At 76.9% G+C, this 21,699-nt stretch carries 21 protein-coding genes; 11 read left to right on the top strand and 10 right to left on the bottom strand.

All coding sequences use genetic code 11. The features are described from left to right. Window position 1: 1 nt before the first annotated feature. From E5225_RS09240 to E5225_RS09260, 6 genes are all read right to left on the bottom strand, one after another. Complete coding sequence (locus tag E5225_RS09240; RefSeq protein WP_135974777.1) at window positions 2-943, bottom strand: carbohydrate ABC transporter permease; 942 nt, start codon at window positions 941-943, stop codon at window positions 2-4. Continuing rightward, window positions 943-1,911: a carbohydrate ABC transporter permease gene (locus E5225_RS09245; RefSeq protein ID WP_135974775.1), complete on the bottom strand. Its 969-nt coding sequence runs from the start codon at window positions 1,909-1,911 to the stop codon at window positions 943-945. Before E5225_RS09245 ends, E5225_RS09240 begins: the two co-directional genes overlap by 1 nt. Window positions 1,912-2,063: 152 nt before the next feature. Continuing rightward, on the bottom strand, window positions 2,064-3,362 hold the full coding sequence (locus E5225_RS09250; RefSeq protein ID WP_135974773.1) for a cytochrome P450: 1,299 nt from the start codon (window positions 3,360-3,362) through the stop codon (window positions 2,064-2,066). A gap of 92 nt (window positions 3,363-3,454) precedes the next feature. Next, window positions 3,455-3,592 carry a chromosome partitioning protein gene (locus tag E5225_RS09255; RefSeq protein WP_135974771.1) on the bottom strand — a complete coding sequence of 46 codons (138 nt, stop codon included), beginning with the start codon at window positions 3,590-3,592 and terminating at the stop codon, window positions 3,455-3,457. Continuing rightward, window positions 3,589-3,762, bottom strand: a complete 174-nt coding sequence (locus E5225_RS17520) for a hypothetical protein (RefSeq protein WP_166436031.1) — start codon at window positions 3,760-3,762, stop codon at window positions 3,589-3,591. The genes E5225_RS09255 and E5225_RS17520 overlap by 4 nt, the downstream gene beginning before the upstream one ends. Before the next feature lie 163 nt (window positions 3,763-3,925). Further along, entirely contained in the window at window positions 3,926-5,446 is a 1,521-nt protein-coding gene (locus E5225_RS09260; RefSeq protein WP_135974769.1) for an aldehyde dehydrogenase family protein, read from the bottom strand. Window positions 5,447-5,686: 240 nt separating this feature from the next. Here E5225_RS09260 and E5225_RS09265 point away from each other — a divergent pair, with 240 nt between their 5' ends. The 9 genes from E5225_RS09265 to E5225_RS09305 are packed head-to-tail and all read left to right on the top strand — an operon-like array spanning window position 5,687 to window position 16,181. Beyond that, window positions 5,687-7,384: a carbamoyltransferase family protein gene (locus E5225_RS09265; RefSeq protein ID WP_135974767.1), complete on the top strand. Its 1,698-nt coding sequence runs from the start codon at window positions 5,687-5,689 to the stop codon at window positions 7,382-7,384. Continuing rightward, window positions 7,381-9,051: an HAD-IIIA family hydrolase gene (locus tag E5225_RS18130; protein ID WP_136225389.1), complete on the top strand. Its 1,671-nt coding sequence runs from the start codon at window positions 7,381-7,383 to the stop codon at window positions 9,049-9,051. Before E5225_RS09265 ends, E5225_RS18130 begins: the two co-directional genes overlap by 4 nt. Continuing rightward, window positions 9,048-10,154: a glycosyltransferase family 9 protein gene (locus E5225_RS09275; RefSeq protein WP_136225391.1), complete on the top strand. Its 1,107-nt coding sequence runs from the start codon at window positions 9,048-9,050 to the stop codon at window positions 10,152-10,154. Before E5225_RS18130 ends, E5225_RS09275 begins: the two co-directional genes overlap by 4 nt. Beyond that, window positions 10,151-11,110: a glycosyltransferase family 4 protein gene (locus E5225_RS09280; protein WP_135974642.1), complete on the top strand. Its 960-nt coding sequence runs from the start codon at window positions 10,151-10,153 to the stop codon at window positions 11,108-11,110. The genes E5225_RS09275 and E5225_RS09280 overlap by 4 nt, the downstream gene beginning before the upstream one ends. Next, on the top strand, window positions 11,107-12,351 hold the full coding sequence (locus E5225_RS09285) for a glycosyltransferase (RefSeq protein WP_135974643.1): 1,245 nt from the start codon (window positions 11,107-11,109) through the stop codon (window positions 12,349-12,351). The genes E5225_RS09280 and E5225_RS09285 overlap by 4 nt, the downstream gene beginning before the upstream one ends. Then, on the top strand, window positions 12,348-12,971 hold the full coding sequence (locus E5225_RS09290; RefSeq protein WP_135974644.1) for a D-sedoheptulose-7-phosphate isomerase: 624 nt from the start codon (window positions 12,348-12,350) through the stop codon (window positions 12,969-12,971). The genes E5225_RS09285 and E5225_RS09290 overlap by 4 nt, the downstream gene beginning before the upstream one ends. Then, a complete protein-coding gene (locus E5225_RS09295; RefSeq protein ID WP_135974645.1) occupies window positions 12,968-14,491 on the top strand; it encodes a PfkB family carbohydrate kinase in 1,524 nt (507 codons plus the stop codon). Before E5225_RS09290 ends, E5225_RS09295 begins: the two co-directional genes overlap by 4 nt. After that, window positions 14,488-15,216: an SDR family oxidoreductase gene (locus tag E5225_RS09300; RefSeq protein ID WP_243738359.1), complete on the top strand. Its 729-nt coding sequence runs from the start codon at window positions 14,488-14,490 to the stop codon at window positions 15,214-15,216. The genes E5225_RS09295 and E5225_RS09300 overlap by 4 nt, the downstream gene beginning before the upstream one ends. Further along, entirely contained in the window at window positions 15,213-16,181 is a 969-nt protein-coding gene (locus E5225_RS09305; protein WP_243738360.1) for a glycosyltransferase family 9 protein, read from the top strand. Before E5225_RS09300 ends, E5225_RS09305 begins: the two co-directional genes overlap by 4 nt. 11 nt (window positions 16,182-16,192) lie before the next feature. Here E5225_RS09305 and E5225_RS09310 read toward each other — a convergent pair whose 3' ends face one another. Continuing rightward, entirely contained in the window at window positions 16,193-17,161 is a 969-nt protein-coding gene (locus E5225_RS09310) for a UDP-glucuronic acid decarboxylase family protein (protein ID WP_135974646.1), read from the bottom strand. Window positions 17,162-17,438: 277 nt separating this feature from the next. On the opposite strand from E5225_RS09310, the gene E5225_RS09315 reads away from it, so the two are divergent. Then, window positions 17,439-18,083: a PAS and ANTAR domain-containing protein gene (locus tag E5225_RS09315; protein ID WP_166436025.1), complete on the top strand. Its 645-nt coding sequence runs from the start codon at window positions 17,439-17,441 to the stop codon at window positions 18,081-18,083. After that, entirely contained in the window at window positions 18,080-18,499 is a 420-nt protein-coding gene (locus tag E5225_RS09320; protein ID WP_135974648.1) for a hypothetical protein, read from the top strand. Before E5225_RS09315 ends, E5225_RS09320 begins: the two co-directional genes overlap by 4 nt. Window positions 18,500-18,595: 96 nt before the next feature. Here E5225_RS09320 and E5225_RS09325 read toward each other — a convergent pair whose 3' ends face one another. The 3 genes from E5225_RS09325 to E5225_RS09335 form a co-directional block, all read right to left on the bottom strand. Further along, entirely contained in the window at window positions 18,596-19,693 is a 1,098-nt protein-coding gene (locus E5225_RS09325) for a YihY/virulence factor BrkB family protein (protein WP_135974649.1), read from the bottom strand. Between the two features lie 102 nt (window positions 19,694-19,795). Further along, on the bottom strand, window positions 19,796-20,593 hold the full coding sequence (locus tag E5225_RS09330) for a sirohydrochlorin chelatase (protein ID WP_135974650.1): 798 nt from the start codon (window positions 20,591-20,593) through the stop codon (window positions 19,796-19,798). Then, entirely contained in the window at window positions 20,590-21,699 is a 1,110-nt protein-coding gene (locus tag E5225_RS09335) for a uroporphyrinogen-III synthase (protein ID WP_135974660.1), read from the bottom strand. Before E5225_RS09335 ends, E5225_RS09330 begins: the two co-directional genes overlap by 4 nt.

The raw sequence follows: 21,699 nt of genomic DNA on the forward strand, positions 1-21,699 counted from the left end.
GTCATCCCTTGCGTCCGGTCGTCGCGATGCCGTCGACGAAGTAGCGCTGCCCGAAGGCGAACAGCGCGAGCATCGGCAGCGTCACCAGGAGGGACGCCACCATCACGTACTGGTAGTCGCCCTGACCGCCGGCGGTCGGGCTGTAGCGGGTCATCGCGTAGGCGATCCCGAGCGGGGCCGTGAACTGCTCGACGGTCCCGGCGTTGAGGTAGATCAGGGCCGACTGCAGGTTGTTCCACGAGGCCTGGAACTCGAAGAGCAGCACGATGACGAACGACGGCACGGCGAGCGGCATGGCGATGCGCCAGAACTGCTTCCAGTAGCTCGCGCCGTCGATGAGGGCTGCCTCGAAGATCTCGCGGGGCAGACCGAGGAAGAACTGACGCTGCAGGAAGATGTAGAACGCCGAGCCGAACAGGTTCGCGCCCCACAGCGGCACCCACGTGCCGAGCAGGCCCGTCTCCTTCCAGATCAGGTAGACGGGGATCATCGTCACCGCGCCCGGCAGCATCATCGTCGCCAGGACGAGGCCGAACAGCAGGCTGCGGCCCGGGAACCGGAACCACGCGAAGCCGAACGCGACCAGCGAGCTCGACACCGCGACGGCCACGGCCGCGAGCACCGCGATGCACACGCTGTTCGTCAGCCAGCTCAGCAGCGGCAGCTCCTGCCACACCGTGACCCAGTTGTCCCACCGCACGGGCGACGGGATCAGCGAGTTGTCGAAGACCTGGCCGCGGCCCTTGAGGCTCGCGGCGACCAGCCACAGCAACGGGTACAGGAACAGCGCGGTGACCGCGAGGAGCGCGACCCAGCGCAGGACGCGTCCGACACCGCTGAACCGGCCGCGTCGCCAGCCGGGCGTCGCCTCGTCCAGGCCACGGGCGCGCGGGGCGACCGGCACCTGCGCCGGGGCGCCGAGGGGGGTGGTCGTCGTGGCCATCAGCGGTCCGCCTCGTAGTAGACGAAGCGGTTGCCGAACCGCATCTGGACGAACGTGACCAGCATGACGATCACGAACAGCAGCCACGCCATCGCGGCGGCGAACCCGAAGTTGAACTGCCGGAACGCCTGCTGGAAGAGGTAGATCGCGTAGAACAGCGACGCGTCGGGGGCGGTCGACCCCTGGTCGCGCCAGAACAGGAGGTACGCCTGGTCGAAGATCTGGAACGCGGCGATGGTCAGCACGATCGTGTTGAAGAAGATCGCGCCCGAGATCATCGGCACCGTGATGTGCCGGAACAGCCGCCACGGGCCGGCGCCGTCGAGCGTCGCCACCTCGTACAGCTCCCGTGGCACCGACTTCAGCGCGGCGAGGAAGATCACCATCGTGCCGCTCACGGCCCAGAGCGACATGAGCACGATCGACGGCTTGATCCAGTCCGGGTCGACGAGCCACTGCGGGGCCGGGAGGCCGAGGGCGCGCAGGAACCGGTTGACGGCGCCGTTGGACCCGTTCAGCAGCAGGAAGAAGATCGCCGCCGTGGCGACGGCCGGCGTCATCTTCGGCAGGTAGAAGATGGTGCGGAAGATCCCGGCGCCCTTGCCGACGCGGTCGAGCAGCACCGCGAGGAAGAGCGCGAACGCGATCTCGAGCGGCACGGCCAGGACGGCGTAGAAGAGCGTGTTGCCGAGCGCGGTCGCCACGCGCGGGTCCTCGAACAGCTCGCGGTAGTTGGCGAGCCCGACCGGCGTCGCGGTCCCCGTCGCGAGGTTGTACCGCGTCAGGGAGATGTACAGGCTCCAGGCCATGGCGCCCGCGGTGAACACGAGGAAGCCGATGACCCAGGGCGTGATGAAGAGGTACCCGGCGATCGCCTCGCGGTCCAGCCGGCGTCGGCGTCGCAGCGGTGGAGCCGTGCCCGCCCCGCTCGGGGGGCCGCCCGCCACGGCGGGCGCAACCTGCGTCATCGCCGGCTCCCGTCGTCCGTCGGTGCCCGGGTGCGCCGGGTCCCGCCCCTCGCGCCGTCCACCTGCTGGAACGTGTCGAGGACGGTTCGGACGATAGAACCGCTTCTCCGGCGGCGCGACTTCTCGCGCCCCACGAGCGCGTGGGCCTCGTCTCAGTCGGTGCCGGCGCCCAGCCGCAGCCCGGTGTGGGAGAGCGTCGGCGGGAGCGGGTCGTCGGCCAGCGCCGGGTGGCTCACCGGGCGCCACGCCACGTCGCGCACCAGGTCGGACAGGAGCGTCGACGCCGTCAGCAGGACGACGTCCGCGCCCGGGCACACCACCGGTCCCGCGCTGAACGGCACGACCAGCCAGCCGTCGTCCTGGCCCGACGGCCCGACCCACGTGGTGCCGTGCCAGAACGCGGGGCCGAACGTGTCCGCCGCGGGTCGCCGCTCGCGGTCGCGGTGGAACCACGAGCTCACGACCGAGACGCCGTGGCCCGCGGGGAGCACGACGTCGCCCCACGCGGTCGGCGCGACGGTCTCGCGCAGGATCACGAGCGTCGTCGGCCACAGCCGCAGGCTCTCGAGCACGGCGGCGCGGGCGAGCGGGAGCTCGTGGACCCCACCCGCCGCGGCGGCGTCGACCGCCTCCGCGCGCATCGCGTCCTGCAGGCCCGGTCGCGCCGCGACGACCGCCAGCGCACGCCACAGCGCGATGCGGGCCGCGTCGAACGCGAACATCCAGTGGGGCACCTGCGTCGCGGCGAGCACCGGGGAGCCGCCGCGGACGACGCCCGCGCCGGCGAGGCTGTCGAGGGGTGCGCGCCGCACGTGGTCGAGGACGCGCCGGGTGAAGCGGGCCCGCAGCGCGCGGTCCTGCGGCACGGCGAAGGCCCAGTTCGCGCGCCGGCGCAGCGCCGTGAGCTCGTCGACGAGCGTCGCGTCGTCCTGCGCGCCGGGGCCGAGCGTCACGGTGCGGGCGGCCGCCCACAGCGCGTCGTCGACGTCCTCGAAGCCGAGCGCGCCGCTCGCGCGCGCGCTGCGGGCCACGCCGTCGGCGATGGCGTGCAGCGCCCCCACGACGCCGGCCCCTGCGGAGTGCACGGGTCGCCCGGTCTCGAGCGCGCGCTCGTTCCAGTCCCGCAGCACCGGGCGCTCGTCCAGGGGGCTGATGAGGACGGCGCGCGGCTGGAAGTGGCGCAGCGCGGCGCGCTTCTCCGCCGACGCGGGCGAGAACGGGTCGGGCGAGAGGTCCAGGACGGCGCGGCCGTCGTCGTGGTGCAGGGGCAGCACCATGCGGCGCCGTCCGAGCGTCACCGCGACCGGCCGGCGCTCGTACCGCTCGGCGAGGCCGGCGAGCACGTCCGCGGCGCGCGCATCCGCGCCGAGCCGCTCGGCGGCGGCGCCCACCCGGGGTCGGCGCACGATCGGGCCCCGGGCCAGCATCGGCGCCAGGACGGTCGTCAGCACGCGGGCCTGCTCGGCAGGCCCGAGGGTCACGAGGTCGCGCGGCCCCGCCCGGTGCTCCCGGGCGGGACCGGCGGCCCGCGACGGTGTCGTCGTCAGGACGGGTCCTCGTCGAGCGGCTCGAGCGTCGGCGCCTCACCGTCGTGCCCCTCGGGCACGGGGTCCGGGTCGACCCCGAGGCTCGGCAGGTCCGGCTGCTTCGGGTCGAAGCTGTCGGGCAGCTGCTCGGTCACGCCGTGCCGTCCTCGGTGCTGCGCGGGTTGAGGTTGTTCGGGTCCGCGTCGGGGTCGCCGCCCGCATCCTCGCCCTCGTCGGACGCCGCGGCGCCCGCACGCGGGTTCAGGCTGCTCGGGTCGGTGTCGGGGTCCTGGTCCGGGTCGTAGCCCGTGGTCTCCTCAGTCATACGTCCACCGTGGCACCGGTCCGCCGGCCTCGCACGCCGGGGACACGATCCGCGGCGCCGGACCGGTGCGGTGGGTTCGGCGCGCGCGTCGGCGCAGGTCACGGGCAGTATGCCGGCGGCAGCACGCCGACCGGGCGCCCGCCGGCCGCCCCGGGCCGACGCGTCAGGCCGGGGGCCGGACGGCCGTCTCCAGGTGGACCGCCTTGAGCACGGTCATGGCCGCGAGCAGGTCGGGGCCGTAGCCGGCGCCGGCGCCGGACTCGCGCCGCGGGTCGGCCGAGCCGCCCGGCGCGCCCCCGAACACGGCGTTGATCTTGACGGTGCCCACCTCGAGCGTCTCCGCGGCCTCGAGCGCGTGCTCGAGGCTCGGCGTCAGCACCGTCGCGGCCAGCCCGTACGCGCCGCTGCCGGCGAGCGCGAGCCCGGTGGCGAAGTCCGGGACGCGGGTCACGGCGGCCACGGGGCCGAAGGTCTCCTCGGTGAGGACCGCCATGCCGGCCGTGCAGCCGTCGAGCACGGTGGGCGCGAAGAATGCCCCCGGCCGGTCGAGGCGCGTGCCGCCCGCGAGGACGCGCGCGCCCGCCGCGACGGCCGCGTCGACGTGCTCCTCGACGACGGTGAGCTGGGCCTCGTCCACGAGCGGCCCCAGCTGCGTGGCGGGGTCGCGCGGGTCGCCGACGCGCATCTCGCGCGCGGTGGCCGCGAGGACGTCGAGCACCGCGTCGGCCAGCTCCTCGTGCAGGTACACACGCTCGACCGAGGTGCACAGCTGCCCGGTGTTCGTGAAGGCGCCGATCGCGATCTGCTCCGCCGCCCACGCGGGGTCGACGCCGGCGTCGACGAGGATCGGGTCCTTGCCGCCGTTCTCCCGCAGGACGCGCGCACCCCGGGCCCCGGCGGCGGCCGCGATCGCACGGCCCGTCGCCGAGCTGCCGACCTGGGCGACGAGCGCCACGCGCGGGTCGGCGACGATCGCCGCGCCCGTCTCCCCGTCGCCGTTGACCACCTGCAGCACGCCGGGCGGGAGGGCCTCGGCGACGAGCCGACCCAGCGCCCAGCCGGCGCGCGGGCTGCGCTCCGACGGCTTGTGCACGACCGTGTTGCCGGTCACGAGCGCCGCCGCCAGGAGCCCAGCGGCGGCCGGGAACGGGTCGTTCCACGGCGTGATGACGGCGACGACGCCGTGCGGCTCACGGCGCACCACGTCGAGCGCCGACGGGTCGCCCGCGAGCGTGCGGCCGGTGGCGCCGAGCCCCGTCGTCGCCGCCTCCTCCAGGATGTCCGCCGCGACCCGCGCCGACTCGACCGACGTCGTGAGCAGCCGACCCGTGTCCGCGGTCAGCAGCGCGCCGAGCTCGTCCGCCTGCTCGCGCACGCGTGCCGCCGCGGTGCGCAGGGCGGCGGCGCGCCCGCCCGGAGCGGTCCGCCGCCAGGCCGGCCGCGCGGCGTGCGCGGCGGCGACCGCGTCCGCCACCTCGTCCGCACCCGCCGGCACCAGGACGACGGTCGGGGCGCCGTCGACCGGGGACAGCCGGACCACCTCCCGGGCGCCGCGGGCGTCGACGACGCGTCCGCCGACGACGTGCGCGGCGAGGCGCTCCGGCGACGCGTCGTGACCGGGGGACGACGCGGCGGCCTGCCCGTCGGTGGGCGCGACGGCGGTCGGTCCGGAGGTGGTGGTCATGGCTCTCCGATCAACGGGACGGCGGGACGGGCCGTCGCAGGGTGCGGGAGAAGGATGCGGGACGCGGCGGCGGCGGACAAACCGGGGCGAGGCAGGTGCAAACGGTTCAAGGTGCACGAGCGGGTGAAGTGCTCCAAGGTGGGCGCGGGACCCCTCCCGCCGGAAGAAGCCCGGATGCGTACCGGTCCGGGGCCGGACCACGTCCGGTCGCGGCACGACACACGGAAGGTCGGCCACCCCATGCGCGTGCTCGGCGTCAACGCCATCTACCACGACCCGTCGGCAGCCCTCGTGATCGACGGCGAGGTCGTCGCCGCGGCCGAGGAGGAGCGGTTCAGCCGCCGCAAGCACGGCAAGCGGCCCGTGCCCTTCTCGGCGTGGGAGCTGCCCGAGCTGTCGATGCGCTGGTGCCTCGAGCAGGCCGGCCTGACACCGGCCGACGTGGACGTCGTCGCCTACTCGTTCGACCCCGAGCTCTCGAAGTCCGCCGAGGACCTCGGGCTGCACGACCCGTGGGACCACCTGCGCACGACGTACGCGCAGAACGTCGGCGGGTTCCTGCGCAGCGCCCTGCCGGGGATCGAGCACGCGCGCCTGCACCACGTCCCCCACCACGTCGCGCACGCCGCGTCGGCGGCGCTCGCGTCGCCGTTCCCGACGAGCAGCGTGCTCGTGCTCGACGGCCGCGGGGAGCGCGCGTCGCACCTGGCGGGGCGGTACGAGGACGGGCGCATCGAGGTCTTCACCACCCAGGAGCTGCCGCACTCGCTCGGCCTGCTCTACGAGTCGCTGACCGAGCACCTGGGCTTCCTGCGCGCGTCCGACGAGTACAAGGTCATGGCGCTCGCGTCCTACGGGCAGCCACGCTTCCTCGAGCAGCTGCGCGAGCACGTGTACGCCACCGACGACGGCGGGTTCGTCGCGGAGATCCCCGACTGGACGCGCTTCGCGCCGGTGCGCGTCGACGACGGCACGTGGGGCGGTGACCACGCCGACCTCGCCTCGTCCGTGCAGGTCCGGCTCGAGGAGGTCCTCGTCGACCTCGCGCGCCGGCTGCACGAGCGCACGGGCGACCGCGTCCTGACCATGGCCGGCGGCATCGCGCTGAACTGCGTCGCGAACTCGCGCGTCTGGCGCGAGAGCGGCTTCGACGAGGTGTGGGTGCAGCCGGCCGCCGGTGACGCCGGCACGTCCCTGGGGGCGGCGCTGCAGGCCGCGGCGGAGCTCGGCGAGCACGTGCGTCCTATGCCGGGCGCCGACCTGGGCCGCGCGTGGAGCGACGACGAGCTCGCGCAGCGGCTGCGCACGGCGCGCGTGCCGTTCACCACGCCGGCACCGGAGGCGTTCGCGGGCGAGGTCGCCGACGTGCTCGCGTCGAACGGCGTCATCGCGTGGTTCGACGGCCGCAGCGAGTTCGGCCCGCGGGCGCTCGGGCACCGCTCCCTGCTGGCGCACCCCGGCCACAGCGAGAACCTCGAGCGCATGAACGACGTCAAGGGTCGCGAGCAGTTCCGGCCCGTGGCGCCGATGGTGCTGCTCGACCGCGCCCCGGAGATCTTCTCCGAGGGCCCCATCCCGAGCCCCTACATGCTGTTCGTGCACCGGGTCGCCGACGAGTGGCGCGACCGGATCCCCGCGGCCGTGCACGTCGACGGCACGGCCCGGATCCAGACGGTCGACCCCGGCACCCAGCCCCGCCTCGGCGCCACGATCGAGGCGTTCGCGGAGCGCACCGGGCTGCCCGTCGTCATCAACACGAGCCTGAACACCGCGGGACGCCCCATGGTCGACGACCCGCGCGACGCCCTCGAGCTGTTCGGCTCGGCGCCCGTCGACCTGCTCGTCCTCGGCCCGCACCTCGTGCGCCGCACCGACGTCTTCGCGGCCGGCGGTCCAGCCGGCGACGGACGTCCGGCCGGCGACGGGCGCGCGGCGTGAGCGCGGGCTCCCCCGCCGCGCTCCCCGCCTGGTCGGTCGTCGTCCCGACGATCGGCCGGCCCTCGCTGCGCGCGCTGCTCGACACGCTCGCCGCGCAGCCGTTCGGTGCGGCGCTGCCCGCCCCCGAGGCGGTCGTCCTCGGCGACGACCGGCCGCTCGGCACGACACCGCTCGACGTCGCGGACGTGGCGCTGCCCCTGCGAGTGGTCCGGGTGGGCGGGCGCGGTCCGGCCGCGGGCCGCAACGCCGGGTGGCGGCTCACGCGCACGCCCTGGGTGCTGTTCCTCGACGACGACGTGCTGGTGCCGGCCGGCTGGGCCGAGGCCTTCGCCGCCGACCTCGCCGCGGCGGACGCGCAGGGCGACGTCGGCGCGACGCAGGGACGCCTGCGCGTCCCGCTGCCGGCGCACCGCCCGCCCACGGACTGGGAGCGCAGCACGGCCGGGCTCGAGGGAGCCCGGTGGGCGACCGCCGACATGGCCTACCGCCGCGCCGTGCTCGAGGCGGTCGACGGCTTCGACGAGCGCTTCCCGCGGGCGTACCGGGAGGACGCCGACCTGGCGCTGCGGGTGCGCACGGCGGGTTGGCGGCTCGTGCCGGGTGAGCGCGTCACGACGCACCCCGTGCGCCCGGCGGACGCCCGCGTCAGCGTGCGCGTGCAGGCGGGGGCGCGCGACGACGCCCTCATGCGTGCGCTGCACGGGCCGCGGTGGCGCGACCGGGCCGAGACCGGGCGCGGCCGCTTCCCGTGGCACGTCGCGACGGTGGCCGCGGCGGCGGCCGGCGCGGGCGCCCTCGTGGCGGGGCGGCCGCGGCTCGCGGCCGCGGCCGGGACCGCGTGGTTCGCCCTCACCGCCGACTTCGCCCGCCGGCGCATCGCGCCCGGCCCGCGTCCCGGGGACGCGGGCTGGCGCACGGAGTGGGCGCGCATGGCGTGGACGTCCGCGGTGCTGCCGGCCGCCGCGGTGCGCCACCGGGTCGCGGGCAGCCTCGCGCACCACGCCGGTGCCCCGGCGTGGCGCCCGCCCGTCCGTGCGGTCCTGCTCGACCGCGACGGCACGCTCGTGCACGACGTGCCGTACAACGGCGACCCGGGGCTGGTGCGCCCCGTCGACGGCGCGCGGGAGCTGCTCGACGGGCTGCGCGCCGCCGGCGTCCGCGTCGGGCTGGTGAGCAACCAGTCGGGCATCGGGCGCGGGCTGCTCACCCGCGCGCAGGTGGACGCCGTCAACGCGCGCGTCGCCGACCTGCTCGGCCCGTTCGACACGGTGCAGGTGTGCCCGCACACGGACGCCGACGGCTGCGCGTGCCGCAAGCCGGGGCCCGGCATGGTGCTCGCGGCCGCACGCGAGCTCGGCCTCGCGCCGTGGGAGTGCGCCGTGGTCGGCGACATCGGCGCCGACGTCGGCGCGGCGCTGGTGGCCGGTGCCCGCGCGGTGCTCGTCCCCACGCCCCTGACACGCCCGGACGAGGTGGACGCGGCCCCCGCGGTCGCGCCCGACCTGCGCGCGGCGCTCGCGCTGCTGCTGCCCGCGGTGCTCGGCACGCCCGCCGGCGGCCCGGCGGCGCAGGACCCCGCCGCACCGCCGCACGACCCTCCGCACGACCCTCCGCACGACCCTCCGCACGACCCGGTCGGGGGCACCGACGCGGAGCTCGCCGCGTGACGCGCGTGCTGGCCGTGCGCCTTGACAGCGACGGCGACGTGCTCCTGACCGGGCCGGCGGTGCGCGCGCTCGCGGCGACCGCCGGCACGCTCGACGTGCTCGCCTCGCCCGCCGGGGCCGGGGCGGCCGCGCTGCTGCCCGGCGTCGCGGACGTGCTCGTCTTCGACCCGCCGTGGAGCGGGTACGCGCCCCCGGCGGTCGATGCGGCGGCCGTCGAGGACCTCGTCGCCACCCTGCGCGCGCGCCGGTACGACCGCGCGGTCGTGTTCACGTCCTTCCACCAGAGCCCGCTGCCCGCCGCGCTCGTGCTGCGGCTCGCAGGCGTCGCGTTCGTCGCCGGCACCAGCGCCGACTACCCGGGTTCGCTGCTCGACGTGCGGCACCACCGCCCCGACGGGCTGCACGAGGTCGAGGCCGCGCTGGACCTCGCGGTCGCGGCCGGCGGCGCCCTGCCCCACGGCGACGCCGGCCGCCTCGCGGTGCGCCGGCCCCTGCCGGACCTCGCCGACGCCCTGCCGGCCGGCGCGCTCGCGCAGGTCGGCGGCGGGTACGTCGTCGTCCACCCCGGGGCGTCGGTGCCGGCGCGCGCACCGGCTCCCGACCACGCGCGGGCGGTCGCGGCCGCGCTGGCCGGCGCGGGCCGCACGGTGCTGGTCACCGGCGGGCCGCGCGAGCGCGAGCTGGCGGCGCACGTCGCGGCCGGCACCCCGCGGGTCGTCGACGTCGCGGGCCGCACGTCGCTCGCCGGCCTCGCGGCGGTGCTCGCGGGTGCGCAGGCCGTCGTGGTCGGCAACACCGGTCCCGCCCACCTGGCCGCCGCCGTCGGCGCTCCCGTGGTCTCGCTCTTCTCCCCCGTCGTCCCGGCCGACCGGTGGGCGCCGTGGGGCGTGCCGAGCGTCGTGCTCGGCGACCAGCAGGCGGCGTGCGCGGGGTCGCGGGCGCGCGAGTGCCCCGTCCCCGGCCACCCGTGCCTGTCGGCCGTCACGCCGGCGCGGGTGATGGCGGCCGTCGACGCGCTCGCCGTCACCGCGGTGCCGGCCGCCGAGCACCCGGTCGGTCCGGTCGCCGACGTCCCCGCCGCACCGCAGGAGGTGGTCGCATGAGGATCCTCGCCTGGCACGTGCACGGCTCGTGGATGACGTCGTTCGTCCAGGGCGCGCACGAGTACCTGGTCCCGGTCGACGCGGAGCGGTCGGCCGACGGCCTCGGTCGCGCGCGCACGTGGGACTGGCCGCCGAGCGTGCGCGAGGTCCCGCTCGAGCGGCTGCGCGACGAGCCGTTCGACCTCGTGCTGCTGCAGCGCCCGCGCGACCTCGAGCTGCTCGAGCGGTGGGCGGGCCTGCGCGCGGGCGTCGACGTGCCGGCCGTGTACGTCGAGCACAACACGCCCGTCGAGCACCCCGTCGCGACGCGCCACCTGCTCGCCGGCCGCGACGACGTCGCGCTCGTGCACGTCACCCGGTTCAACGCGCTGGTGTGGGACAACGGCCGCGCCCCCGTGACGGTCGTCGAGCACGGGGTGCCCGACCCCGGCCACCTGTGGACCGGGGAGCGCGAGCACGTCGCGGCGGTCGTGAACGAGCCCGTCCGGCGCTGGCGCGTCGCCGGCACGGACGTGCTGCTGCACGTGGCCGCCCACGTGCCCGTCGAGGTGTACGGCATGGGCACGGCGTCCCTCGCCGAGCACCTGCCGGCGCACGCCGAGCACCTGCACGACGACGTGCCGCAGGCGGCGATGCACCAGCAGCTGGCCGGCGCGCGCGCCTACCTGCACCCGTACCGGTGGACCAGCCTCGGGCTGTCCCTGGTCGAGGCGATGACCCTCGGCATGCCGGTGCTCGTGCTCGCGACGACCGCCGCGCCGGAGTCGGTGCCGGCCGCCGCGGGCGTCGTCAGCAGCGACCCCGCCGACCTCGTGGCCGCCGCCCGTCGCTGGCTCGCCGACCCCGCCGAGGCGAAGGAGCGCGGGCTCGCGGCGCGCGAGCACGCGCTGCGCCGGTTCGGCCTCGACCGGTTCCTGTCCGACTGGCAAGAGGTCATCGAGGGGGTGACGCGATGAGGATCGCGATGGTGTCGGAGCACGCGAGCCCGCTGGCGGTGCTGGGCGGCGTCGACGCGGGCGGCCAGAACGTCCACGTCGCGGCGCTCACCGGCGCGCTGGCCGAGCGCGGCCACGACGTGACCGTGTACACGCGCCGTGACGACCCGGCACTGCCCGAGCGCGTCCGCACGGCGCCGGGCGTCGAGGTCGTGCACGTGCCCGCGGGCCCGCCGGCGGCCGTGCCCAAGGACGACCTGCTGCCGTGGATGCCCGACCTCGGGGCCTGGGTCGCGGCCGACTGGGCGACGCGCGGGGCCCCCGACGTCGTGCACGCGCACTTCTGGATGTCCGGCCTCGCCGCCCTGCACGCGGCCGAGCCGCACGGCGTGCCGACCGTGCAGACCTACCACGCGCTCGGCTCCGTCAAGCGCCGACACCAGGGCGCGAAGGACACGAGCCCCGCGGGCCGCGTCAGCGCCGAGGCAGCGATCGGCCGGCGCGTCGACGCCGTCGTTGCGACGTGCAGCGACGAGGTGCGTGAGCTCACGCGCCTCGGCGTGCCCCCCGAGCGCGTCCGGACGGTGCCGTGCGGTGTCGACGTCGACCACTTCCGCCCCGTGCCCGGAGCCGCGGGCCCGTTCGCGCGCACGCGCCGGCACCGTCTCGTGTGCCTGGGCCGGCTGGTCGAGCGCAAGGGCGTCGACACGGTGCTGCGGGCCCTCGCCGGGCTGCCGGACGCCGAGCTCCTGGTCGCCGGCGGCCCGGACCCGGGGGCGCTCGCCGACGACGCGGAGGCGACGCGCCTGGCGCTGCTCGCCGAGCGCCTGGGCGTCGCCGGACGCGTGCACCTGCTCGGCCGCGTGGGGCACGCCGACGTGCCCGCGCTGGTGTCGTCGGCCGACCTCGTCGTCGCGACGCCCTGGTACGAGCCGTTCGGCATCGTGCCGCTCGAGGCCGCGGCGTGCGGCGTGCCGGTCGTGGGCAGCGCGGTCGGCGGTCTGCTCGACTCGGTCGCCGACGGCGTGACGGGCGTGCTCGTGCCGGCGCGCGACCCGGACGCGCTGGCCGCGGCCGTGCGCGGCCTCCTCGACGATCCCGCCCGCCGCCGGGCGATGGGCGCCGCGGCCCGGCACCGGGCGCTCGCGCGCTACTCGTGGCGGGGCGTCGCGGCGCAGACCGAGCTGGTGTACCGGTCCCTGACGTCCCCGGCCCGCGCCGCGGAGCGGGTCGAGGACCGGGTCGAGGAGGTGGCGGTGTGAGCGCACGCACGTGGATCGAGACGCACGACGGCGAGCTCGCCGACGGGCTGCGCAGCCTGCGCCGGCAGGCCGGCACGGTCGAGCGCTGGGGCGCGACGCTCGCCCAGCGCCTCGCCGACGGGTCCCGCCTCATGGCCGCGGGCAACGGCGGCAGCGCGGCCGAGGCCCAGCACCTCACGTCGGAGCTCGTGGGCCGGTTCCTCGGGGAACGGCGGCCACTGTCGGCGCTGTGCCTGTGCTCGGAGAGCTCGAGCGTCACCGCGATCGTGAACGACTACGGGCTCGAGGAGATGTTCGCGCGGCAGGTGGAGGCGCACGGGCGCCCGGGCGACGTGCTCGTGCTCCTGTCGACGTCGGGCCGCAGCCCCAACGTGCTGCGCGCGGCCGAGCGGGCGCACGAGGTCGGGGTCGCCGTGTGGTCGATGACCGGCCCGCGCCCGAACCCGCTCGCGGGCCTGTCCGACGAGGTCCTCGCGGTCGACGCCCCGACGACGGCCGCGATCCAGACGGTCCACCTGGTGGCGGTGCACGCACTGTGCGCGGCCCTCGACGAGCACCTCGCGCTGCGCCCCGCGGCCGGTGCCCGCCCCGGGGTCGCCGCCGTGGAGGTGCCCGCGTGAGCGGGCGGGCCGAGGCCGCGGGGCGTCCGCACGTCGTCGTCGTCGGCGACGTCGTGCTCGACCGCGACGTCGAGGGGCGCGTCGACCGGCTGTGCCCCGACGCCCCGGCACCGGTGCTCGACGTGACGCACGTGCGCGAGAGCCCCGGCGGCGCGGGCCTGACCGCGCTGCTCGCCGCCGAGGGCGCACGCGTCACGCTCGTCGCACCCGTCGCGGACGACGCGGCCGGGCGGCGTCTGACCGAGCACCTGGGCGGCGTCCTCGACGTGGTGGCCCTGCCGCACGCGGGAGGGACACGGCGCAAGGTGCGGGTCCGCAGCGCCGCGCACTCGCTCGTCCGCATCGACGACGGCGGCCCCGGCACGCCCGGTGCGGTGCCGGTCGACGCGGTGCGGCGCGTGCTCGCCGACGCGGACGTCGTGCTCGTCTCCGACTACGGCGCCGGGGTCACCCGGGACGCCGACTTGCGGGCCCTGCTCGCCGAGGCGGCCGCCGCGCGACCCGTCGTGTGGGACCCGCACCCCCGGGGCGGCTCGCCCGTGCCGGGGGTGACGCTCGTGACACCGAACCTCGGCGAGGCGCGCGACGCGCTGCGCGACGCACCCCCCGGCGCCGACGGCCCGCGCGACCAGCTGGCGCAGCGCCTGCGCGAGCTCTGGCACGCACGCGCCGTCGCGGTCACGGCGGGCGCCGACGGCGCGTTCGTCGCGGCGGGCGGTGAGACGCAGTACGTCCCGGCCCCGCACGTCGCCGGCGGCGACCCCTGCGGCGCCGGCGACCGGTTCGCCGCGTCCGCGGCCCTCGCGCTCGCGGCGGGTGCGCTGCCGGCGGAGGCCGTCGGTCGCGGCGTCGCGGACGCGAGCGCGTGGGTCGCGGCGGGCGGCGCCGAGGCGTACCGCCGGCGCGCGGACGAGGCGCGCGGGCCTGTCCACGCGCCGGACGACGCGACGGCGACCCGGACGGACGCAGCGGCGACCCCGGACGGAGCGCGCACCGCCCGTCCCGGCCGGACGCACGCCGCCGACGGCGTCCCCGCCGACGAGCTCACCGCCCTCGCCGCGCGCCTGCGTGCGGGCGGCCGGTCGCTCGTCGCCACGGGCGGCTGCTTCGACATCGTGCACGCCGGCCACGTCGCGACGCTGCAGGCCGCCCGCCGCCTCGGCGACGCGCTGGTCGTGCTGATGAACTCCGACGCGTCCGTGCGCCGGCTCAAGGGCGAGGGGCGCCCGGTCGTCACGGCGCCCGACCGCGCCCGCGTGCTGGAGGCGCTCGACTGCGTCGCCGCCGTCGTCGTGTTCGACGAGGACGACCCGCGGTCCGCCCTCGACCGCCTGCGCCCCGACGTGTGGGCCAAGGGCGGCGACTACGGCGGCGCGCCCCTGCCGGAGGCGGCGACCGTGCGCGCGCACGGCGGCCGCGTCGTGCTGCTCCCCTACCTCGACGGCCGCTCGACGACGTCGATCATCGCGCGCTCGGGCGCCGTCCTGGCGCCCGCCACCACCACCGAGGAGACCGTGTGACCAGCACCGCCACGTCCGAGTCCCCCGCCCTGCTCGCCCCGCGCGAGCTCGGCACCGTCCTGGTCACCGGCGGTGCGTCCGGCCTCGGCGCCGCCGTGGTGGACGCCGTGCTCGCCTCCGGCGGGAAGGTCGGCGTCCTCGACCGCGTCGCCCCGGCCGCCGACGTGCCCCACGTCGAGGTGGACCTGTCCGACTCGACGGCCGCCGCGGCCGCCGTCGAGGAGCTCGTCCGCCGGGTCGGCGAGCCGACAGCCGTCGTCACGGCCGCGGGTACCGACGCGTGCGGCCGCCTCGTCGACGTCGACCCCGCGACGTGGGAGAAGGTCGTCGCGGTGAACCTGTTCGGCACGGTCGCGGTCGTGCGCGCCGCGATCCCGTACCTGGCGAAGGTGCGCGGCACGGTCGTCACCGTCGCCTCGACGCTCGCGCTGCGCGGTATGAGCGACGCGACGGCGTACAGCGCCTCCAAGTTCGCGGTCCGCGGGTTCTCGCACGCGCTGGCCGCCGAGCTGGCGGGCAGCGTCGGCGTCACGTGCCTCGTCCCCGGCGGCATGCGCACCGCGTTCTTCGACGGCCGCACCGAGCAGTACAGGCCCGGCCCCGACGCGGACCTCAACGACCCGCGCGCCACCGCCGGCGCGGTGCTGACGGCGCTGCGCCAGCCCGTCGGCTCGGAGATCCGCGAGCTGCTCGTCATGGCGTCCGGGGAGAGCTCCTGGCCGTGACGGGTGACGTCCTGGTCCTGCGTGCCCTCGGGCTCGGCGACGCGCTCACCGGCGTCGCCGCGCTGCGCGGGGTGCGCCGCGCCTGGCCGGACCGGCGGCTCCGGCTCGCCGGTCCGGCCGCCACCGGCTCGTGGCTGCGGGCCCTCGGCGTCGTCGACGAGGTCCTGGTCACCGACGGCCTGTCGCCGCTCGACTGGCACGGCACCGGCCACGTGGCGGTCAACCTGCACGGACGGGGCCCGCAGAGCCACGCGGCCCTGGCCGCGACCCGCCCCGAGCGCCTCGTCGCCTACGCGACGCTTGAGCACGCGGACGGGCCGGCGTGGCGCGCGGACGAGCACGAGGTGGCGCGCTGGTGCCGGCTCGTGACCGCCGCCGGCGGTCCCTGCGACGCCGCGGACCTGCGCCTGCCGGTCGCACCCGACACCACGACGGCGCCCGGCACGGTGCTGCTCCACCCCGGCGCGGCATCGGGCTCGCGCCGCTGGCCCGCCGACCGCTGGGGCGCCGTGGCGCGTGCCCTCGTGGACGCGGGCCACGACGTGTCCCTCACGGGCGGCCCCACCGAGCGGGACCTGTGCGCGACCGTCGTCCGCCACGCGGCGCGTCCGGTCCGCGTGCTGGCCGGCACGCTCGACGTGCCCGGGCTGGCCGCCGTGGTCGCGTCCGCCCGGCTCGTGGTGTGCGGCGACACGGGCGTCGCGCACGTCGCGACGGCGGTCGGCGCACCGTCGGTGCTGCTGTTCGGCCCCACGCCGCCGCGGTGGTGGGGGCCCGCCGTCGACGTCGACCGGCACGTCGTGCTGTGGCACGGCGACCCGGCGCGCCCGGGCGACCCCCACGGCACGGCGGTCGACGCTGCCCTGGCGGCGATCACCGTGGACGAGGTGCTCGCGGCCGCCGCTCCCCTGCTCGCCGCGCCGGTCGAGCCGGGCCGGCGTGCGGGCCTGCGCGTCGGGCCGTAGGAGCCTGCGCGTCAGGCCGTGCGGGCCAGCGCTCCCGCGAACCACTCGACGGTGCGCTCCAGGCCCTCCTGCCACGCGACGGCCGGGGCCCACCCGAGCTCGCGCTCGGCGAGGGCGGTGTCGGGCCGCCGCACCTGCGGGTCGTCCACGGGCCGCTCGACGTACTCGATGCTCGAGGTCGAGCCGGTCGCGGCGACGACGTCCTCGGCGATGCGGCGCACGCTCAGCTCGGTGGGGTTGCCGATGTTCATGGGGCCGGGGTGCCCGCTGTCGGCCAGCGCCAGGATGCCGCGCACGAGGTCGTCGACGTAGCACACCGACCGCGTCTGGGTGCCGTCCCCCGCCACGGTGAGCGGCTCGCCGGCGAGGGCCTGGCGGACGAACGTCGGGATGGCGCGGCCGTCGTGCGGGCGCATGCGCGGGCCGTAGGTGTTGAAGATGCGGACGATCGCCGTGTCGACGCCGTGCGCGCTGCGGTAGGCGGTCGTGAGCGCCTCGGCGTACCGCTTCGCCTCGTCGTAGACGCCCCGCGGACCCACGGGGTTGACGTTGCCCCAGTACGACTCCGGCTGCGGGTGCACGAGCGGGTCCCCGTACACCTCCGACGTCGACGCGAGCAGGAACCGCGCCCCCTTCTCCATCGCCAGGCCCAGTGCGTGGTTGGTGCCGATGGACCCCACCTTCAGCGTGTGGATCGGCAGCTGGAGGTAGTCCACCGGCGAGGCCGGCGAGGCGAAGTGCAGGACGAGGTCGACGTCGCCGGGCACGTGCACGAAGTCGGTCACGTCGCACCGCTGGAGCCGGAACCGGGGCGAGTCCATGAGGTGCGCCACGTTGGCCGGCGAGCCGGTGAGGAAGTTGTCGAGCGCCACCACGTGGGCACCGCGGTCGACCAGCGCCGTGCACAGGTGGCTGCCGAGGAATCCTGCTCCGCCGGTGACGACCACCCGGCCCGCCGTCGCGCTGTCCGATCGTGCCATGCGCACCTCCGCGTGCGTCGGTCACGCGGGCGCGCGTGACGTCGTCCGTGCTCCTGGGGCGGGCACATCACGAGGCGCGCACCGCCGCGCGCCGGTCCCCGACGCGTTGCACGGCGACCCTCCCACGGGGCGGTGGCGGCCACCACCGGAGCACGGAGGCGGCGCCGCCGGCCCCCGCGCCCTGGGACCGCTCGCCTCGCACGTCCGACGCTCCGGGGGTAGCGTGGACGCGGGTCAGGGCGTGGCCCACGAAGAGTCCTTTTCGTGGAGGAAGCCCGTGCACAGCGCACCGGAGCACCCGCACACAGCGTCCCTGCGGACGCGCCCCAGGGTCGGCCTGTTCACCTACGACGTCCGTGACGACGCCTGGTGGTGGTCCGACGACGTCTACCGCCTGCACGGCTTCCAGCCGCACGACGTCGTCCCGACCACGGCGCTCGTCCTCGCGCACAAGCACCCCGACGACCGGGACGCGTCCCGCCTGCTGCTGCAGGACGCCGTCGTCACGGGTGCGCCCGTGGCCAGCGTGCACCGCATCATGGACGCCACCGGGCGTGCCCGCGTCGTCGCCTTCCTCGGCCAGAGCCGGACCGGCGACACGGGCGCGCCGACGCTCACCGGGTACTTCCTGGACCTGACGGACGAGGTCGGCGAGCGCTCACGCGACGAGGCGAACCGGGACATCGCCGCCTCCGCCGCGCACCGCGCGCAGATCGAGCAGGCCAAGGGCATCGTGGCGTTCGCGTACGGCGTGGACGCGGAGAGCGCCTTCGGCGTCCTGCGCGCTGCGTCGAACAACGGCAACGTGCCGATCCGCGAGCTCGCGTCGCAGGTGGTGGCGCGAGTCCGCTCCTTCCGTGGTGACCCGTACCGCGTGTGCGAGTACCTGGCCGAGGCCGCCGGCCTCCCCCTGCCGCGATGAGCCGGTCCCGGATCACCCGCCCCGAGACGCGGATCATCCCGCGCGCGGGTGGTCACGTGACCGTGCGGGTCGAGGGGTTCCACGAGGGCGACGCCGTGCTGCCCCGGCCCGACCGGCTCGGACGCTTCAAGGTCGAGGTCGCCCGCGACGAGCAGGGGCTGCGCCTGCTCGACGCGCACCGCCGGCCGATCGGACGCCTCGGGGCGTCCTGGAGCCGCACGCTGGGCGACGAGCTGGCCGCGTGCGAGCGCGACGGCGTCGTCCCCGTCGTGCGCGCCTCGCTGGTGGGCCCGCGCGGTGAGCGGGACATGTTCGTCCTGCTCGCCTGGCCGAGCCGGCGCACCGCCGTGCCGACGCAGGCCCGGCCGGTGCGCACCGCCGTGGGCGCGTCCGCATCGGGCTCCGGCGGACGCTGACCCGCTGACCCGGCGCGCGGACGCCCCCGGACCCGTCGGGTCCGGGGCGTCGCGCTGTCGTCGGCGCCGGGTGGGCGTCGCGGTGCGGCCGACGGCTCAGCGGCGGGGGGCGCCGCCGTCCGTCGCCTCGTCCGCGTCGTCCTGCGCCTGCTCGCGCCCGGCGGCCTCGCGCACCTCACGGCCGCGGCGGACGTCCTCGTCGGCCTTCTCCTTCTTCTTGTCGCTCGCCTTGGTGTCGCGGGGCGGGAGCTGGATGCTGCGCTCCGCCTCGATGCCGCCCTGCAGCTCGCGGCCGCGCTCGAGCTCCGCGTCCAGCTCCGCGCCGAACAGCAGCGCGAGGTTGGAGATCCAGAGCCACAGCAGCGCGACGATCACGCCGGCGAGCGACCCGTAGGTCTCGTTGTAGCTGGAGAAGTTGGCGACGTAGAACGCGAACCCGAGCGACGCGATCACCCACACGAGGATGGCCACGAGCGCGCCGACGCTGACCCAGCGGAACTTCGGCTGCTGCACGTTCGGCGTCGCGTGGTACAGCAGCGCGATGGCGACGGCGACGAGCGCCAGGACGACCGGCCACTTCGCGATGTTCCACACGGTCACAGCGGCCGCGGACAGGCCGACGGCGTCGCCGATCGCCTCCGCCACCCCGCCGGACAGCACCAGCGCCGCGACGACGACCACGGCGATGACGACGAGCGCGATCGTGACGAGGAGCAGGATCGGACGCAGCTTCCAGATCGGCCGGCCCTCGTCGATCTCGTAGATGCGGTTCATCCCGCGGCTGAACGCGGCCACGTACCCGGAGGCCGACCACAGGGCCGTCACCAGGCCGACGACCAGCGCGAGCCCGGCCGCGGGCGCCTGGGTGAGGTTCTCGAGGATCGGCTGGATCGTGTCCGTGCCGCCGGGTGCGATGCCCTCGACGAGGTCGAGGATGCGCTGCACGGTCCGCTCGGGGTCCGACACCAGGCCCAGCAGGGACACGATCGCCAGCAGAGCCGGCGCGATGGCCAGCACGCTGTAGTACGTGAGCGCGGCAGCGAGGTCGGTGCACTGGTCCTTGCCGAACTCGCGGACCGTCTTGCGCAGCACGTACTTCCAGGACCGGGCCTTGAGGTCGCCGGGCGAGTCGGGCTTGCGCGGGTCGTCGGGCGCGGGGGCCGTGGCGGCCTTGGACCTCGAGGACGTGTTCATCGCCGCACCTCCGCGGGGGCTGTCGGGGGGTGGGCCGGTCGTGCGGCAGTGCCGCACGGCGGGCGCCCGCCGACCAGGGAGCTCCGGTCGGTACGAGCGACGCTAGGCGCGGGCGGGGGGCCCCGCCACCGCAGGTGAGGAGCCGGCGGACGGCTCCCAGGCGGCGGACGCGGCGGCGCGGGAACCGGCGTACCGGTCGAGCACGACGTCGGCGAGCCGGTGGTCGGGGGCGAGCGGTGCGCTCACGACGTCGGCACCCGCCTCGAGCACGCGGTCCAGGAAGTAGCCCGGCGCCAGCAGGTACGACGCGACGACGACGCGCCCGTCCTGCGCGAGCGTGCCGCGCGCCTCCGCGACGGCCACGGGGACGCGCGGGTGCGCACCGGCCCCGAAGCCGACGTGCACGGGCCGTCCCAGGTGCTCCTCGAGGCCGGCGGCGGCGGCTCGTACCGCATCGGCCGCGGCCGGGTCGCTGGACCCGGCCGCGGCGAGCACGACCGCGTCGGCGTCGGCGAGCCCCGCCTCGGCGAGCCGGTCCGCCAGGATCGCCACGAGCCGCGGGTCCGGCCCGAGCGGGACCGATGCGGCGGCGCCCGGCCGGTCCACGGCCGCGGCGACGTCCACCCGGGTGTGGAAGCCGACCGACAGCAGCAGCGGGACGACGACCGCGGGGGCGTGCGGGAGCACGTCCGCCACGACGTCCGCCACCTCGGGCTGCTGCACGTCGACGAACGCCTCGCGCACGTCGAGGTCGGGGCGTACCCGCGCGACGTCCGTCAGGATCGAGCGAATCGCCGCGCGGCCCGCGTCGCTGTCCGTGCCGTGGGAGCACCCGACGAGCACGGGCGCGGGGCGCTCGGGGGCGCCGTCGGGCGCGGCGGACGGGACGGGGACGGTCATGACTGCTCCTGCAGCTCGAGGCGGTAGCCCCGCTTGACGACGGTGCGGATGAGCTCCCGGCTGCCCGTCGCCTCGCGCAGCCGCGCGACCGCGACCTCGGCGGCGTGCGGGTCGGCGGACTCGCCGGGCAGGGCGGCGAGCACCCGGTCCCGCGGGACCACGGAACCCGCGGCGGACGCCAGCAGACGGAGCACCTCGAGCCCCGTGCGCGACAGCGGCAGCACGCGCCCGTCGAGGACGGCGGCGGCGCGGTGCACGCGCAGGGGGCCGGCGACGGTGTCGAGCGCCTCGAGCCCGCCGTAGTGCGTGACGATCGCCCGCACGAGGGAGCCGAGCCGCCCGCGGTCGGGCACGAGCGGCACGATGCCGCGCTCGTCGAGCGGCTTGGCCGTCACCGGGCCCACGGCGGCGAACACGACGGTGCCCGCGCGGTGGCGCTCGACCACCCGCGCGGTGACCCCCTCCGCGTCGGCTGCGCCGAGCCACGCCGCCGCACCCGGCGCGGACGTGAACACGACGGTGTCGACCTCGCCGTCGGCGACGGCCCGCGCCGACGCGGCGACGACCGCCGGGTCGGGTGGCGGGCCCCACCGGTACACGACGAGGTTGCGGACGCGGGCGCCGGCCACCGCGAACACCTCGTCGAGGCCGTCCGCACCGGCGCCGTGGTGCTGGATGACGATGTCGCGGCCCACGACGCCCTCGTCGAGCAGCACCTCGGCGATCTCGGCGCTCGTCTCGGACTCGGCGACCCAGTCGGCGTTCAGCCCCGCGGCCTGGATGGCGCCGCGCGCCTTGGGGCCGCGGGCGATCAGCCGCGTGCCGCGCAGGGTGTCGACCAGCCGGTCGGCGAGGCCGGCGGCGTCCGCCGCCTCCACCCAGCCCCGGAATCCGATGCCCGTGGTGACCACGACCGTGTCGGGCGGGTCCGCGAGCACCCGCCGTGTCTCCTCCAGCAGCAGGGCGTCGTCGGTGTGCGGCACCATGCCGAGGGACGGCGCGTGCCGGATCGTCGCCCCGCGCCGCTGCAGGGCGGCGGACAGCTCGCCGGCGCGCCGGTCGGCCGTCACCAGCACGACGCACCCGGCGAGCGTCTGGTCGATCAT

The organism is Cellulomonas shaoxiangyii, assembly GCF_004798685.1.
Taxonomy (GTDB): Bacteria; Actinomycetota; Actinomycetes; order Actinomycetales; family Cellulomonadaceae; genus Cellulomonas; species Cellulomonas shaoxiangyii.